Genomic DNA, 15,876 nt, shown 5'->3' with positions numbered 1-15,876 from the left:
TCAGAAATGGAAGAGAACATGAACGACAAAGGACAAGAGAGGCTTGGCGAAGGATTTCTGGCTCGTAAAGATCGAGCTGTTCAAAGCATCCAGGAAATTCTAGGGCTCGACAAGCAAACGTATCAAGACTGGCTCGATAGCATGACTCCGGAAGAACTTTCTACCCACGACAGTGAGGTCGGACGTTACATGGAACTCTGCACGATCATGTATGCCGAGCACATTCAGTGGTCGAGCCAGCTTCTACTGACCGCACCAGAGGTAACATCTGGGAAGGATCAATCCAGCTACATTGGCCCGTTGGGTAAATTTTTGCTAGGGGCCATCAAGGATGGAAAACCTCTCGCTCAGCATCTACGCGATGCGGCTGATCAAATTTCTAAACTGAACGGCGCTAGGCGGCGCTTCCTCGTTGAGTTGTTTGATCAGCTTCGCCCGGAGGAGCAGCGGGATTACGGCGACCTGCTAGGTGATTGCGAGGCTATGATGAGCGCCCTGCCTAACATCAAGCTCTGGGACACCCTGGAGCGGCTAGATCTGTGCTGGAAAATTCGCTACGAGGAGATAAATAAGCTCCTAGAACACGTGCCGGTCTTTAATTCCGTAGCGGAAACCAAATGGCGCCACCAACGGGTCACAGTCCAAAGCAACCATGCTGTTCGCCATATTCTTGAGGACGTCAACGAGAGTAAGGACTCGCTTGCAGCAAAGCTGTTGCTGGCAGCCATGGTTAATCGCTACCACTGGGAATTTTTAGAGCTGGAGCGTTATGAAGATATCGCTGTGCCAAGCCTGCTGAGCTTGGTCGAGAGTCTTCAAGTGGCAGGAATTGATCGAGTACCAGCCGACCTCGATGAAGATGCTTTCAGAGCCTGGCTGATGGATAGCCTTTCAGGCCCTAGCTTCGGAAAGGAGCAGACTTGGCGTCCACTGAAGACTGTGCATTTAGATCGAGTTTATGCTCAAGTAAAGTGGATTCTGAGCTGGGAGAAAATCGACTTCATAGAGCACAAGGCAAGCGAGAACGAGCTTCACAACATGTGCGCCTTGAACCTCGCTTGGAGCTACTGCACTCGCGAAAAGCATGACATCAGAATTGCTGGCATCAAGGACTACGACCTGGTGAATATGCGAGAGATCCAGAGCGGCGAGCAGGTACCGCTGACTAGGATCAAGTACCAGCAGAGACAGTTGAACACAATGCTTCGTAGCCGGCAGCATGAAGCGCTGGATTCCGAAAAGCTCAGGATGCAGACTGAAAGCAATAGGGATTTGCGCTCGCACCGGATGCAGTTCGTTCGCTCAAACTTCAAGGACACTACCTTGAGCCAGTGGAAAGCGTTGACTACCGGTGTTTTCAAAATTATTTACCCACAGCTTTGCAGGTTTTGAGTCTTATCCTGCTTCAGATTGCTTTAGCTGGGATTCGCCGGAGGCTGCCATTGAGCGGCATGGATGCAGGCCCCCTCAGGTCTGGCGCTTGACGGTTCTGCTGGCTGAAGCCCCCTCCGAGGTTACCGCGCCGGGTAATTCGCTAGGGCTCGAGACCCCGTAGGGTCAGCGCTTCTCACTGCCTGAAGGCAGCGCATTGAACCCACAATGTGGGGGGGCAAAAAACAAATCGGAAACCTTGCCTGATAGGCGGAAAAACTGCTGTTTAAATACGGTTGCCCTCGAAAAAGGAGGTGGGCAGCTGATGACTAAAAAAGAACTGAAAAAAACGCTTCTAAGCCTGGCCGTGGGGATTTTGAGTGGATACATCGTCACGCTGCTCCCGCAGCCGAGCAACCAACCGACGACCGAGCCCGACATGCATCCGCAGCTGTTGTACGTTCAGCACCAGGAGCCGGTGAATCCCGATGACCGAGTCTCGGTGACGATGCGGTGGTAGACGGTGGATGAAAATTCGGATTGGCTCCAAGCACAGCGCGAGTTCAGGCGGATCAATCTTTGTGAGGCATCCACTTTGGCTTGACTACTCGCGCACCGAAAACGAACCGTCCCATCAAGACTGTCTTGGCGCCGAGTTCCAGTGATGAGTGGTCGAATACTGGCGATAGCTCACTATGCGCCAGGATCATTTCCTCGTGCCCAGGTTGCTGGGCAATCACAGCGCCATAGCCGAAGCGACAGGTCTGGGCGTTTACAGAGCGTACCCATTCAACGTCTGGGATCTCACCATGCATTAGCCCCTCCGAGCTGTAGCGCTCACGGTATTCTTTAACTCCAAACAACATCATTTCGGGGCTTATAGGAAACTGGATCGCTATCGGCCCACCAGGGGAAATAGCATAAGGATTTTGCTTTTCAAATGGGACAGATGGGTCGTACCAAGCGACTGGATTATCGCTTGTCAGAAACGGTACGTCTGAAGTGTTGTGAATGATGGCCAAGCCAACCGTATTGAAAAGCTCCCCAATCTTGGTGATCAAGCCAGGCATCGCGTGGATGCTTTGATGAGGGTCGATGGACACGTCAATCTTGTCGAGGATGTCTTCGGAGCCAGAGGGTGGTGCAGGGATTTTTCCAATCCTCACCAGCATTTTCATAGTGTCCTTAACGGTTGCCGCCAATACTGCCTCAACTGCATCTCGTGCCGCAGGCACACGGGCTCGCTGCAGAGCCACAAATTGGATGAAGTGATCTATCTCATCGTCTATGGATTCTTTCCGAGCCAGTCTTGCGACGAGAGAGGGCCACGCGGACTCTACTTCACTAAAGATGTCCTCAAGGGTGTTATTGTCCTGGCCGCCTTCGGGCAACGGTTGCGAATAGTAATAGCGCTCAAACTGCGTTGTATCGGGCTTGGCAGGGAGCGCACGTCCAGGACTGTCCTTACGGTAAACGAGAACCTGGCCATCCTTATTCGCGAAGGCTTTTAGATATGCTTTAGGGACAAAGTGGTGGCGTTTTTTTTGCTGGATACAGTTCACTCCTCATCTGGATATCAATAAAGAACACGACACGAACGGAATGTCCCGACTGCTCAATAGCCAAGAATCAGAGTTCCTCATCTGCACCACGAACTCAGTGGTGATCAGGAACGACCAGGGTTCCGATCATGCCATCCGTTTGCTTTCTCAGGATTTCTTCGTGCTGAGAAATTGCCAGTGCGATCATCTGGATTGCAGATCTTGCTACCCGAAGCGCACGCAGTGCCTCAGCGATAAAATCTGAGTGGTTGAGATGCTCGATTTCTGGAGCTTGCCTCGCTCGCGAGGGATCTCCAAAGTCATGAAGCACTACGAATCGGTGCGTACCCGAATTCCGCAGATCCTTTTGTGAGCGGAGAATCCCATCGCTGCCATCGTAGTCATCTGCCAGTTCGGCCAAGCCGTACATCGCGTACACGCCTGCACGAATCAGTACCTCTACTTTTTTTGTGAGCGGAGTGCCTGTTTTCTTGTCTGCGGAATCTCTCCATAGCCTCCCGAAACTTACTTTGTTAGGAGCTAATCCCAGCTCGAAATAGTGGTTTGCCATTACGGCTACTTTGTCGAGCAGGTCAAGGGCAGTTCGATGTGCAAGTATGAGCGCCGAGGTATCAGGGCCGTACAGTGCATAGTCCAGAGTGTCTGCAAATTGTCCTGTCTTTGGCCATACGCTTTCGTCACTTGCACGCCATGCTAAATCTCGTGCAAGGGCAAAATCGCTCTTCAGCATATTGAACATGGCGAACAATGGCGCCGGCCTGCTGCCCACTTCTGGTTCACGCTCGAGAATTCCTGGAAGGGTAAGCCAATCGAGCTTGCCCAAGGATGGATCGACGAGTTCGACAACTGGGGCAAGTGTGAGACGTTCCTCTTCCACCCATCTGATGAATGGATTGGTGTGATGAGACCGGGATGGCGAATCGCTTAACTCACTGGCTAGTGCTTCAACCTTGGCCGCTACGCGTGCGCCGGCGTACTGAACAATTCGCTCCTTATTTCGAAGTGCCTGCTTGGCTAGCATCACTGCTTCCATGCGCGTTAACTCTGAGCAACCACCTCTTTTAAAAAGCCACATCAGATCCAATGCTGCACAGAACGCGGCGACGCCGTTCGTTGGATCAACCTTTAACGCGGAAAGGCGTGCATCATGGGCCTCAGAAAGCCGGTAGGTTTTTGCGAACAAATTAGCGATGTTCGTCCAAGCCTGTGTGCGTAAATCAGGATCGGCATCCCCGTCTTGCAAAACCCTCCAATAGCATCGTCGGGCTTCAGCTCTGTAGGCGCGGGTTTGTTCCTGATGATCTACCCACTCGGAATTATCCGCCCCACAATTTGCTGCTGCCACGAGCCCGTTTGCTAAGTTGTAGGTGATATCAGCCATCGGATATAGGCCATGAAGCTCGCGGTATAGCTCAAGGCCCTCCCCAATGGCGTCCTGGTTCCCAAGCAACGCGCCGGCATTAACCAGAGTGGCTGCACGCAGAGACATCAAATTAAAGCGATTCGGCCCATCTACAACGATTTCACGAGCTTCTCGTACTGCAAGGTTAGGGTCACAATCCACCAAGGCATTAAGGTGTGAGGAGAGCTCGCTCAACATGTGTAGTGCTTCCTTCCAAAGTGAGTAATTCGGTGATGCTGGTATGTCTCACTCATTCGCAAATGCTTCTAGGGCAGCGAGCAGCTTGGCTAGCTCACTAAGGTTGGCTGCCGTCACGATGTCATATTCTCCTCGACTACTCAGCCGATAATACGCCCGCCATCGCTAGGCGGCTGGGTTCCGACAGCCGTTCCATGTAGGTGCCACAATCAATGATCCTAGCGGGCGCACGTCCAGCCGCCTAGCCAGGTCATCTGAGACGCCTACATCGATTTAACCGATACCACTTCCACATATTTGTACTTCTTCCTGGCAGCCTTCACAGCCTCTTGCTCGGCAAGCAACGAGCTCAACGTGTCGGCCTCGTGAGTCAACTCCTGCATCTTCCCCTCAAATTCGTTCCCAACCCGGAGCGTGACCCTAAGCCTGGGCGTAAACGCTTTCGCCGCTTTCTTCTTTGCTACGGGAGCAGCTACCGGCTTCGTAAAGACAACCTCTGGCACAGGCTCCTCTACTACAGGAGCAGACACCTGCTCTTCGGGCTGAGGCGTACCGAACAGGGCACGACGCATTTCTTCTTCAGTTAATTCAGAGTTCATACAACATCTCAAAGGGCGGAGCTTAGCTCGACAATTTCTAATAGGATTGAAGCACACCCTCTGAGCCCAGATGCTCGAGAGCCATCTCTCATGGGTGACCTTCCTGCGCCATATGGAGGCGAGCCCTAGTCATCACGGAGTTCTAACAGCATGAGGCTCTTTCTTGATTGCGAGTTTACCCGGCTCTCAGCGTCAGCGAAGCTTATATCGCTGGCATTGGTGGCCGAGGATGGGCGCGAATTCTATGTGGAATTACTCGACACGTGGCTAGAAGCAGAATGCAGCGACTTCGTCGTAGAGATCGTCCTTCCGCAGCTCTGGGGCGGAAGCTATGTACTATCGATCATTGGGGCAAGGTCAGCGTTGCTCGAGTTTCTCGCGTCGTTCGACGAAGCCTTGGAGATTGTCACAGACGCTCCACAGTACGACTGGGAGCTTTTCTGCGAACTCGCATATGCCGATGGGAAATGGCCAAGGAATGTCCGGAATTACCCCACTGACGCAACCACTCTAGATGCCATAAGCGACGGGATTCCACTTCCACATCACGCTCTCCTGGATGCCCGTATCATAGCTAGCATGTTCGCCCGAGGGAGTCCAAAGAAAGGGCTGCCCTGCTAAGGCGCATGGAACCGAAGTCTGTATTGGCCAGCCACACATGCCTGTGTTGTTGCTTCGCTGATCAACGTCTTTTACCAGCACTTCTGTACAGGATATGCAAAATGAGCATCGATTGGATCAACTTCACACCCTGGACGTCATTAGGCGGAGGCGCCTTGATAGGGCTGGCGGCTAGCTTGTTCGTTCTCGCTAATGGTCGCATCGCCGGCATCAGCGGCTTGCTTGGAAGCGTGATGCAATTTGATAGTGAAGGCTGGAGCGAGAAGGCGTTGTTTCTTCTTGGCCTTTTACTTGCGCCCTTGTTGTGGGGAGCGTTGACCGTTTTGCCGGAAATAGAGATCAAGACAGAGTGGCCGGCCCTGATCATTGCGGGTCTGCTCGTCGGCGTGGGAACCCGTTACGGTTCGGGCTGTACAAGTGGTCATGGTGTTTGTGGGATCTCTCGGATGTCTCCTCGCTCCATAGTTGCGACGGTGTGTTTTATGACCGCCGGCTTTGCAACGGTGTACGTCATTCGTCATGTGCTGGGAGCTTGAAGATGATCAAGTTGACCGCATTTTTCGCAGGACTGATCTTTGGCCTGGGTCTACTCCTGGCAGGCATGGCAAACCCTGCAAAGGTATTGGCTTTTCTTGATGTCGCCGGGGCCTGGGATCCGTCACTTGCTCTGGTGATGGGAGGGGCCATCGCAGTGGCGGTTATCCCCCTGAGTTGGGCGCGCAAGAACAAGCAATCCTTGCTGGGTGCCCGCATGCAGTTACCCGTAAAGCGGGAGCTAGACCCCCGCTTGATTGGCGGCAGTCTAGTGTTCGGTGTTGGTTGGGGAATTGCGGGTATTTGTCCTGGGCCGGCTGTAGCTATTCTGCTAACAGGTCGCTGGCAAATAATCATTTTCGTATTGGCTATGTTGGCTGGTATGTATCTGTTCTCTGTACTAGAAAGCCGACGCATGTGATCAGATGATAACCATGGACGCAAATGACGGAAACACTGTCCGATACCTGCAGCCCCTGAATGGAGCATGAAGTGTGAGCTGCTGAATCCTAGCTATAGTCGTCATGCCGAGATAAAGGAAAACTAGGACATTTGCGTGGCAAGCAGTTGCTCCATAAAGGTTTACGTGCAATCCACCTCAATTCCTCGTTCATGGCTGTCCTCCACGGACAATCCGCGCACGCCAATCACGTCCTCTCTAGCCCGCCGTTCACCGGCAGGCTGTAGGGTAAATTGAAGCTGGAATTTGAGGGTGATGCCAGCGGCGGTCAGTGCGCTGTATAAGGACAGAGGCGCAGCGCAAGCGAGTCGTGCGACTCGAAACTGACAATGCATAATAATCGAGTAGTGCCATGAAAAAAAACATCACCATGAGCATCACCTTCAACTCCGGGTAAGCGAACTTGCACAGTTGTTTAACTCGATGGATCCGACACCTTTCCTTAACAAGGATCTTGATCGCGAGGCTGAAGCGTTCATCGAGACCTGGGCAGCAGAGTTTCCGTCGGACAGCCTGCTTCGTATCACAATCCACCTTGAGCACCTGCCAGCAGAAGGCGATCCAAGTGCGATCATGGTCGATGCAATCCACAACTACTTTGATCATAAAGCAGGTCTCGTACGCAGTGAGTTGAAACGCCTCCTTCGAGAGGGCCGCATTAGCCTGTTGATCGGCATCGGTTTTGTTACCCTTTGCCTTATCGCAGTCGATGTCATCGGCCAACTTAGTGCTAGCGCCGTAGTCGGCATAGCGCGCGAAAGTCTGATGATCGTTGGCTGGGTGGCAATGTGGCGACCGCTGCAGATTTTTCTATATGACTGGTGGCCGCTTTTAAGATCGATTCGTGTCTACAAAGCTATAAGCCATGCACATGTTCGAGTAGTGCAGGGCAAATAATGCCTACCGCAAGCCGCAATAGGTGTGGGCCCTATGGGACGTTCTCAATTGAGCCAAGTCGGCGGTATAGGCACTTGCGTCTGCAAGCGATGGAGAGACTCCCAGCCGAGCGAGCCCATGACCACCAGCAAAGTTACGACATGGATAAAGCTGGCGAGGATCGAGCCACGCCGCGAGCCGTAGATATGCCGCTCATTCGGTAGTAGTCGGGTACTGCCAGTGTAGCCAGGCCAGAAGCGGCAAGAAGCTCGCAGCGACTTGCGAATCTCCTCCCTCGCTTCATCAGCGCTCTCCCATCGGCCCATTTCACCCGCTTACCCGGCTCCAGCATCCTCAACATATGAGCTAGATCAGTTGGATTTAAACCTGAGTCGCTATACTCGCCGTCCAGCACCGACCTAAGGTTTCCCCGTGACTCATTCGCTCAGTGGCCAGCTAGATGTAGTCATTATCGGTGGGGGGCAGTCAGCCTTGGCGGTAGCGTATTTCCTACGCCGAACCCAACTTTCATTCGTTATCCTCGATGCGGAGGAAGAACCCGGTGGTGCGTGGCGGCACGGCTGGAACTCGTTACGTTTATTCTCGCCGTCCACCTGGAGTTCGATCCCTGGCTGGATGATGCCGCCCGCGCAAGAGGGTTACCCCACACGAAATCATGTGGTCGACTATCTCAACCAATATGAGCAGCGTTACCAATTTTCGGTTGAACGCCCGGTTCGGGTCGTTTCTGTGGAACGTCTAGAGTCTGGCTTACGAGTACGTTCTGACGACAGGTATTGGGATGCCAGGTTTGTAATCAGCGCTACCGGCACCTGGAGCAATCCGTATATCCCTCGCTACCCTGATGCCGAGTTATTCGCCGGTCGGCAATTGCACTCCGCGAACTATGTCGATGCACAAGCGTTTGCTGGCAAGAAGGTTTTGGTGGTGGGTGGCGGTAATTCAGGGGCACAGATTCTGGCCGAGGTGTCCAAAGTCGCCGAGACCACTTGGGTAACCCCTACTGAACCGGTGTTTTTGCCTGACGAAGTGGATGGACGGGTACTATTCGAGCGTGCCACTCAGCGCTTGAAAGCTCAGCAGGACGGGCGTGTCATTGACCAGCCCGTCGGCGGGTTGGGGGACATTGTAATGGTGCCGCCAGTTGTAGAAGCCCGTGAGCGTGCAGCTCTCAAATCTGTACGCCCTTTTGAACGTTTCACTCGCGATGGCGTGATTTGGGCCGATGGATCTGAATCTGCCGTGGATGTGGTGATCTGGTGTACCGGATTCAGACCAGCCCTACAGCATCTGGATTCACTGGGGGTGATCAACACCGAGGGCCGCGTTGAGGTCGAAGGTACACACTCGACCGAAGAGCCAAGACTATGGCTGGTCGGTTACGGCGAGTGGACAGGTTCGGCTTCCGCCACTTTGATCGGTGTAACACGAACAGCAAGGAGCACAGTCAGTGAGATCGTGGCCTTTCTCGCTGATCAGTCCACCTGAGGCGGACTACAGTCGGCCTTGGTATATACCGCTGACTGTTGAGGGGGGGGCCTTGCTGGATACCTTCCGCTGAAGCATATAGCTGGATACTGACCATGCAGTCGTTTAGAGGATCACTCCGTCCTGCCTGACGGCTTCATATCGCCTGGACATGCCTGGGTAAGGCGATAGAGATCAGGGCAGCCAGCAACACGAAGGCCGAGGAAACCCACAAACAAGCCTCCAATCCGTAACTCTGATAAATCCAGCCGGACAGCACGGTTCCGAGCAATCGGCCCAAGGCGTTGGACATGTAGTAGAAACCCACATCCAGCGATACCCCGTCTTCTTTGGCATACGAGACGATGAGATAGCTGTGCAGCGAGGAATTCACCGCGAACAGCACGCCGAACACCATTAACCCACCCAGCAGCACAACGTGAGGCGACCCACCCGCCGAGAGACCGAGAGCGATTGCAGCAGGCAGACCTGCCAGCAATGCCGCCCAAACAAAGGCAGCCCGCCCATCCGGGACGTGGCCGCGCTTCTTTCCGGTGATGTTCGGGGCCAACGACTGGACGATGCCATAACCGATGACCCAGGCCGCCAAGAAGCCACCAACCATCCAGAAGTCCCAACCAAACACCGTGCTCAGGTAGACCGGCAACGCCACTACGAACCACACGTCTCGGGCACCAAAGAGGAACATTCGCGCCGCCGAGAGGATGTTGATCGCCTTGCTCTTGGAGAGGATGTCGCGGAACTTCGGTTTAGCCTTGGCTTTGCCCAGATCCTTCTTCAGCAGGAACAGGCTGGCTATCCATATCAGCGCCAGAGTTGCGGCCATCGCCAGCACGGCAACCGTGAAGCCCAGCAATGCCAGCAGCGCACCGCCCAGGAAGAAACCCACGCCTTTGAGCGCGTTCTTCGAGCCGGTGAGAATTGCCACCCACTGGTAAAGGGTGCCTTGCTGGTTGTCGGGCACCAGCAGCTTGATGGAGCTCTTCGCACTCATCTTGTTGAGGTCTTTGGCAATACCCGACAGCGCCTGGGCCCCCATCACCCAAGGGATGGTCAGCCAGGCGGCGGGCACAGTCAGCATCAACAAGGCTGCCACCTGTAAGCCCAAACCAATGTTCATGGTGCGATTCAGGCCTAGACGGGCCCCCAGGTAACCGCCCACTAAATTGGTAATGACGCCGAAGATTTCGTAGAACAGAAACAGGAACGCAATCTGTAACGGGCTGTAGCCCAACGCATGGAAGTGCAACACAACCAACATGCGTAGCGCACCGTCGGTGAGGGTAAAGGCCCAGTAATTGCCGGTCACCAACAGGTACTGGCGCACTTGCGGAGAAAGAGCTGACAACGCGTTCATGACCTCTCCCTGTTAATCGGCCAAACTGACCAGTTTGGCCAACTCAACAGCGCGGTTGGCGTAACCCCATTCGTTGTCGTACCAGGCATAGATCTTCACTTGAGTGCCATTGATCACCATCGTCGACAGCGCATCGATGATCGATGAGCGCGGGTCGGTGCGGTAGTCGATGGACACCAGTGGGCGAACTTCATAGCCCAGGATATTTTTCAGTGGGCCTTCTGCCGCCGCCTTGAGCAACGCATTAACCTCGTCCACTGAGGTGGCGCGCTCCACTTCGAACACACAATCGGTGAGCGAGGCGTTGGCCAGCGGGACGCGCACCGCGTGACCATTCAGGCGGCCACGCAGTTCGGGGAAGATTTCCGCAATGGCGGTGGCCGAGCCGGTGCTGGTCGGGATGAGGCTCATGCCCGAGGCACGGGCACGGCGAAGATCCTTGTGCGGCTGATCGAGGATGCTCTGGGTGTTGGTCAGGTCGTGAATCGTGGTGATCGAGCCGTGGCGAATGCCCAGATTCTCGTGGATCACTTTGACGACCGGGGCCAGGCAATTGGTGGTGCAGGAGGCAGCGGTCACAATACGGTGCTGCGCCGGGTCGAATAGGTGTTGGTTAACGCCCATCACCACGTTCAAGGCGCCTTGCTCCTTAACCGGCGCACAGACCACCACACGCTTAACGCCTTGATCCAGGTAGGCCTGCAACACTGCCACAGTCTTCATCTTGCCGCTGGCCTCGATCACCAAATCGCAACCCGACCAGTCGGTGTCGGCAATCGCTTTGTTCGCGCTGACCTTGATGCGCTTGCCGCCAATCACTACATGATCGCCTTCTGCGCTGGCTTCGCTGTGCCAACGACCATGCACAGAGTCGAAGTTGATCAGGTGCGCATGGGTTACTGCATCGCCTGCCGGGTCGTTGATTTGCACGAACTCGAACTCTGGCCAGCTCCAGGCTGCACGCAGGGCGAGACGACCGATGCGACCGAAACCGTTAATACCAACTTTGATAGTCATGTTGTTTTGCTCTGTATCTGTCGTCAGTGGGAGTTCGACTCAGAGTCAAACTGGCCGATGTATTCAATATGGGCAGGATGCTGGATAGCGCGAGGACGCAACGACTGAACGTCACGGATGGCATCGTTGAATGGCACACCGCTCTCGATTAACAGTTGCGCCGCAATCAAGCCGGTACGGCCCGAACCACCCTTGCAATGGATGGCAATGGTTTTCCCTTCGTTCAGCAGCTGCTTAAGTCGTGAATTGTGCTGTTCCCATGCGGTTTTGAATGCTTCGCCAGGAGCTTGATCATCGTCCACTGGCAGGTGAAACCACTCGATGCCGAGCATTTGGCACTCTTCGGGCAGCAGGTCGATCTCGTTCTGAAGCAACTCCTCGGTCGGCATCAGAGTCAGCAGCGCCGATGCACCTGCTGCCTTAAGGGTTTGCAGCGCCTCGAAAGGTAGGGTGCCCTTGGTGCCGGGGCACGGGGTGAAGATCAATTGGCCACTGAACTGTGCCAGGGGTAGTACGGAATATGGGTGTTGTTGCACGGCGAAATACCCTCAAATGGAGCGCTGATTAACACGTTTCATGAGTTCTTCCGCCGATTCCTTACGCTCGGAATAGCGGTCGACCAGATAGTCCTGCCGCTCACGCAGCAGCAAAGTGAATTTCACCAGCTCTTCCATCACGTCCACGACACGGTCGTAGAATGCGGAGGGCTTCATCCGCCCGGCCTCATCGAACTCCAGGTAGGCCTTCGGCACCGAGGACTGGTTGGGAATGGTGAACATACGCATCCAGCGACCCAGCACACGCAGCTGGTTGACCACGTTGAAGGATTGCGAGCCACCACAGACCTGCATCACCGCCAGCGTCTTACCCTGGGTTGGGCGCACCGCGCCCATGGTCAACGGAATCCAGTCGATCTGCGCTTTGAACACCGCGCTCATCGAGCCGTGGCGCTCTGGGGAACACCAGACCTGACCTTCTGACCAGAGCACCAGTTCGCGTAGTTCTTGCACTTTGGGGTGGCTGTCCGGCACGACATCTGGTAACGGCAGCTCAGATGGATTGAAGATGCGTGTTTCTGCGCCGAAGTGCTGCAGCAGGCGCGCAGCTTCTTCAGTCAGCAGGCGGCTGAACGAACGCTCGCGAGTCGAACCGTAGAGCAGCAGGATGCGCGGCTTGTGCGTGGCCGACAACGTACTGCCGAGCTTATCGAGTTTCGGCAGATCAACCAGTTCGGCATCGAGGTTGGGGATCAGTTCTTCAGTCATAGATTTATTCCTGTGTGAGGGCGCCTTTGGGTTGATCGAACCAGCGGCGTTTCAGCCAGAGGGCCACGCCAACCAGGGAGATCAACACCGGCACTTCCACCAGTGGGCCAATCACCGTGGCGAAGGCCACCGGTGAGGCGAGACCGAAAGTCGCGATGGCCACGGCTATGGCCAGCTCGAAGTTGTTGCTGGCAGCGGTAAAGGCCAGCGCGGTAGTGCGTGGATAGTCAGCGCGGAGCAGCTTGCCCATCCAAAAGCTGATGAAGAACATCACCACGAAGTAGATAGTCAGCGGGATAGCGATACGCAGCACATCCAGCGGAAGCTGCAACACCATGTCGCCCTTGAGGCTGAACATCGCCACGATGGTCAGGAGCAGCGCGACCAGCGTCAGGGGGCTGATACGCGGAATGAAGCGTTGGCTGTACCAGGTCTCGCCTTTGCGACTGATGAGGATCTTGCGCGTAAGGAAACCAGCCAGGAATGGGATGCCCAGGTAGATCAGCACGGACTCGGCGATGCTGACAAAGTTGGTGTCAATTACGCTGCCCTGTAGACCGAACAATGGCGGCAGCAGACCAAGGAAGATCCATGCATACACACTGAAGAACAGGATCTGGAAGATGCTGTTGAAGGCAACCAACCCAGCGACGTATTGGTTGTTGCCACCCGCGATCTGATTCCACACCAGCACCATGGCGATGCAGCGAGCCAAACCGATGAGGATCAGGCCGGTCATGTACTCCGGCCTGTCAGCGAGAAAGACGATGGCCAGTACGAACATCAGCACTGGGCCAATCACCCAGTTTTGGATCAACGATAGCGCCAAGATGCGCTTGTCCTTGAACACCTCCGGCAGCTCTTCGTACCTGACCTTGGCCAACGGCGGATACATCATCACAATCAGGCCGATGGCAATCGGGATGTTGGTCGAACCCACCGAAAGACTGTTAAGCCAGGCCGGCAGCCCCTCGAACAGACTGCCCAAGCTGACACCAATCGCCATGGCGAGAAAGATCCAGACCGTCAGATAGCGATCCAAAAAAGAAAGACGGCTTTTACTCATCGTCATGTCTCCAGTGTCAGAGGGTGCCGATCAGGGCCAGCTCGGCCTTGAGTTGTTCGGCACTTAACCGCTTGAGCGGTAAAGCGAGGAAGGCTTCGATTCGGGTTCTGATCTGCTCCAGAGTGGCTTCGAAAGCCGCCTCGATCTCTTCTTGAGTCCCTTGATATTCCGAAGGGTCTGCCAAGCCCCAATGGGCCTTGGTGGCCGGCCCGAAAAACACCGGGCAGGCTTCGCCGGCAGCCTTGTCACACACCGTGATGACGAAATCAGGCGCCAGGTTCTCGTAGACATCACTGGACTTGCTATAGAGCCCTGCGGGCGAGATTTCAGCCTTATCCAACGTTTTCAGACTCAGCGGGTGCACTTCACCCTTCGGCTGGCTGCCGGCGCTGTAGGCGTGCATATCCGTCGGAGCCAAATGATTGAACATGGCTTCACAAAGAATGCTGCGGCAGCTGTTTGCGGTGCACAGAAACAGAATCTTCATCAGGCTATCTCGTAAAGACCGAGCGCTGCTCGGGCAGGCGTTAACTCAGCAGCAAGCGGCTAGGCGCTGAGGGCGATCCCCCATCACGTCGAGGCGTTTGGCGTCGGTACTGAGCCAATGCTGATTGGCGTCAAGAGTGGTTTTCAGTACGGCGATCACCCAGTCCGGCAGACTGGGATGCAGGCGGTAATACACCCACTGACCTTGCCGACGATCCTCCAGCAAACCGCAATTGCGCAGTTGCGCCAGGTGGCGGGAAACCTTCGGCTGGCTCTCATCGAGTGCGCAGGTCAGTTCGCAAACACACAGCTCTTCCTCACGGGTGATGAGCAACATCAGGCGAATGCGGGTTTCGTCGGCCAGGCATTTGAATACGGTGGTCGGTGTCAGATGGTCAGCCATAGGGGTCTCAACGTTTGTTTTTCACCAACACGAACATCTTGATGCGTTCATGGATCTCGTGAAGGGTGTGACGAAATGCATCATGTTTGGTGCTAGTGACCGGGTCTTCAAAGTTCCAGGCCAGCACCTCTCCGGCGCCTGGAAGGGCATGACATTCCAGAGACGATTTATCGCACAGCGTGATGACGTAATCGAAACGCTCTCCCGCAAACTCATCGATAGACTTGCTGTGCAACCCTTCGGTACTTACACCCAGGTGCTGAAGTGATCCCAAGGTGCGGGGATCAATCTCGCCGGGCGCAGTACCTGCACTGAAGGCTTCGAATTGCTCTGAATCAGTGTGGCGCAGCAGCGCTTCAGCAAGCTGCGAGCGGGCAGCATTAGCCACACAAACAAACAGCACGCGGGTCTTATCGGTCATCGCCAAGTCTCGAATTGGATATGGTTTTACGAATATACGATTTTCCGAATATTCAGTAAAGCAGCAAGACTGGTGACTCCACAAAATAGCCAATTTCAGACCAGAGACGCCCATAAGCCTCAGTCTGATCGCATTCAATGGCTTGTCTCCGGCTATTTAACATCTGATTACTCGCATATCCGTATTTGGTAATTAATCTGTCATCGTTGTCGCGTTAGGCTCTCCCGCACCGCAACCTCAAACATGAGCCTTGCGCTGAACAAACTGACCCTGCCTATTCTCGGCTGAAGGGGCAACGCCATCCTTCAAACGGGACTTTACATGTGCATCAACATGCACATATATTCTCGGTATGAACGTCACCACCAACCGATCACAAGCCATTGAGTCTGCCATTGAGTCTCTCGATGGTGCATTTTTCAAAGCCCTCTGCGAGCCGCCAAGAGTCGCGGTGCTAAAGCGCGTGATGCAATTGGGCCGAGCAGATGTGACCGCGATTGCGGCGGATCTACCCCAGGAGCGTTCGGTGGTATCTCGTCATCTTCAGGTGCTGCTGGATGCCGGGATCGTGCGCGCCACTAAGGTGGGACGTCAGATGTTCTATGAGGTGGACGGCCCAGCCATCGTCAAGCGACTGGAGGACATCCTCCATCACACCAAGAGCATTGCTTTATTGTGCTGCCCAGGTGGGTCTCGCTGATTTTTTCTTACCTTAAAATGTGTATAGGT

General features: G+C 54.7%; 19 protein-coding genes. 8 read left to right on the top strand and 11 right to left on the bottom strand.

Translation table 11 applies throughout. The features are described 5' to 3' along the window. Nucleotides 1-18 precede the first annotated feature (18 nt). Together KGA97_RS04120 and KGA97_RS04115 are read left to right on the top strand one after the other, a co-directional pair. Nucleotides 19-1,392, top strand: a complete 1,374-nt coding sequence (locus KGA97_RS04120) for a hypothetical protein (protein ID WP_223450151.1) — start codon at nt 19-21, stop codon at nt 1,390-1,392. A gap of 304 nt (nt 1,393-1,696) precedes the next feature. Then, nucleotides 1,697-1,891, top strand: coding sequence for a hypothetical protein (locus KGA97_RS04115; protein WP_223450152.1), 195 nt, complete (start codon nt 1,697-1,699; stop codon nt 1,889-1,891). A gap of 52 nt (nt 1,892-1,943) precedes the next feature. On the opposite strand, the gene KGA97_RS04110 is transcribed toward KGA97_RS04115, so the two are convergent. From KGA97_RS04110 to KGA97_RS04100, 3 genes are all read right to left on the bottom strand, one after another. Continuing rightward, a complete protein-coding gene (locus tag KGA97_RS04110) occupies nt 1,944-2,933 on the bottom strand; it encodes a DUF4238 domain-containing protein (protein WP_223450153.1) in 990 nt (329 codons plus the stop codon). A gap of 94 nt (nt 2,934-3,027) precedes the next feature. Further along, nucleotides 3,028-4,533 (bottom strand): LA2681 family HEPN domain-containing protein, encoded by a 1,506-nt coding sequence (locus tag KGA97_RS04105; protein ID WP_223480245.1) that lies wholly within the window; start codon nt 4,531-4,533, stop codon nt 3,028-3,030. Between the two features lie 263 nt (nt 4,534-4,796). Next, nucleotides 4,797-5,132, bottom strand: coding sequence for a hypothetical protein (locus tag KGA97_RS04100; RefSeq protein WP_223414758.1), 336 nt, complete (start codon nt 5,130-5,132; stop codon nt 4,797-4,799). Nucleotides 5,133-5,282: 150 nt separating this feature from the next. On the opposite strand from KGA97_RS04100, the gene KGA97_RS04095 reads away from it, so the two are divergent. The 5 genes from KGA97_RS04095 (at nt 5,283) to KGA97_RS04075 (ending at nt 9,132) form a co-directional block, all read left to right on the top strand. Continuing rightward, nucleotides 5,283-5,753 carry a 3'-5' exoribonuclease gene (locus tag KGA97_RS04095; RefSeq protein ID WP_223414756.1) on the top strand — a complete coding sequence of 157 codons (471 nt, stop codon included), beginning with the start codon at nt 5,283-5,285 and terminating at the stop codon, nt 5,751-5,753. Between the two features lie 101 nt (nt 5,754-5,854). Then, complete coding sequence (locus KGA97_RS04090) at nt 5,855-6,289, top strand: YeeE/YedE family protein (RefSeq protein ID WP_223414754.1); 435 nt, start codon at nt 5,855-5,857, stop codon at nt 6,287-6,289. A 2-nt stretch (nt 6,290-6,291) separates the two neighbouring features. Next, the gene (locus tag KGA97_RS04085; RefSeq protein ID WP_223450155.1) at nt 6,292-6,708 is read left to right on the top strand and encodes a DUF6691 family protein; all 417 of its coding nucleotides are present in this window, start codon (nt 6,292-6,294) and stop codon (nt 6,706-6,708) included. 462 nt (nt 6,709-7,170) lie between these two features. Then, nucleotides 7,171-7,644, top strand: a complete 474-nt coding sequence (locus tag KGA97_RS04080) for a hypothetical protein (protein ID WP_223480244.1) — start codon at nt 7,171-7,173, stop codon at nt 7,642-7,644. A gap of 411 nt (nt 7,645-8,055) precedes the next feature. Next, nucleotides 8,056-9,132 carry an ArsO family NAD(P)H-dependent flavin-containing monooxygenase gene (locus tag KGA97_RS04075; RefSeq protein WP_223450157.1) on the top strand — a complete coding sequence of 359 codons (1,077 nt, stop codon included), beginning with the start codon at nt 8,056-8,058 and terminating at the stop codon, nt 9,130-9,132. 136 nt (nt 9,133-9,268) lie between these two features. On the opposite strand, the gene arsJ is transcribed toward KGA97_RS04075, so the two are convergent. From arsJ to KGA97_RS04035, 8 genes are read right to left on the bottom strand one after another with little or no spacing between them, the layout of a single operon-like run. Next, the gene (gene arsJ / locus KGA97_RS04070) at nt 9,269-10,489 is read right to left on the bottom strand and encodes an organoarsenical effux MFS transporter ArsJ (RefSeq protein WP_223450158.1); all 1,221 of its coding nucleotides are present in this window, start codon (nt 10,487-10,489) and stop codon (nt 9,269-9,271) included. Nucleotides 10,490-10,501: 12 nt separating this feature from the next. Then, nucleotides 10,502-11,506 carry an ArsJ-associated glyceraldehyde-3-phosphate dehydrogenase gene (locus tag KGA97_RS04065; RefSeq protein WP_223450159.1) on the bottom strand — a complete coding sequence of 335 codons (1,005 nt, stop codon included), beginning with the start codon at nt 11,504-11,506 and terminating at the stop codon, nt 10,502-10,504. Nucleotides 11,507-11,529: 23 nt separating this feature from the next. Beyond that, a complete protein-coding gene (locus KGA97_RS04060) occupies nt 11,530-12,042 on the bottom strand; it encodes a tyrosine-protein phosphatase (protein ID WP_223450160.1) in 513 nt (170 codons plus the stop codon). A gap of 12 nt (nt 12,043-12,054) precedes the next feature. Next, complete coding sequence (gene arsH, locus KGA97_RS04055) at nt 12,055-12,771, bottom strand: arsenical resistance protein ArsH (RefSeq protein ID WP_223450161.1); 717 nt, start codon at nt 12,769-12,771, stop codon at nt 12,055-12,057. A 4-nt stretch (nt 12,772-12,775) separates the two neighbouring features. Beyond that, a complete protein-coding gene (gene arsB / locus KGA97_RS04050; protein ID WP_223450162.1) occupies nt 12,776-13,837 on the bottom strand; it encodes an ACR3 family arsenite efflux transporter in 1,062 nt (353 codons plus the stop codon). A gap of 16 nt (nt 13,838-13,853) precedes the next feature. Next, nucleotides 13,854-14,324, bottom strand: coding sequence for an arsenate reductase ArsC (locus KGA97_RS04045; protein ID WP_223450163.1), 471 nt, complete (start codon nt 14,322-14,324; stop codon nt 13,854-13,856). A 45-nt stretch (nt 14,325-14,369) separates the two neighbouring features. Next, entirely contained in the window at nt 14,370-14,726 is a 357-nt protein-coding gene (locus KGA97_RS04040) for a metalloregulator ArsR/SmtB family transcription factor (RefSeq protein WP_223450164.1), read from the bottom strand. Between the two features lie 7 nt (nt 14,727-14,733). Continuing rightward, nucleotides 14,734-15,147: an arsenate reductase ArsC gene (locus tag KGA97_RS04035; protein WP_046819802.1), complete on the bottom strand. Its 414-nt coding sequence runs from the start codon at nt 15,145-15,147 to the stop codon at nt 14,734-14,736. A gap of 352 nt (nt 15,148-15,499) precedes the next feature. Here KGA97_RS04035 and KGA97_RS04030 point away from each other — a divergent pair, with 352 nt between their 5' ends. Continuing rightward, nucleotides 15,500-15,847, top strand: a complete 348-nt coding sequence (locus tag KGA97_RS04030; RefSeq protein ID WP_223450165.1) for an ArsR/SmtB family transcription factor — start codon at nt 15,500-15,502, stop codon at nt 15,845-15,847. Nucleotides 15,848-15,876: the final 29 nt, after the last annotated feature.

This window comes from Pseudomonas sp. BF-B-15, assembly GCF_019946675.1.
GTDB lineage: Bacteria > Pseudomonadota > Gammaproteobacteria > Pseudomonadales > Pseudomonadaceae > Aquipseudomonas > Aquipseudomonas migulae.
The sequence above is the reverse complement of the archived record's forward strand: the minus strand, read 5'-3'. Positions and strand labels throughout refer to the sequence as shown.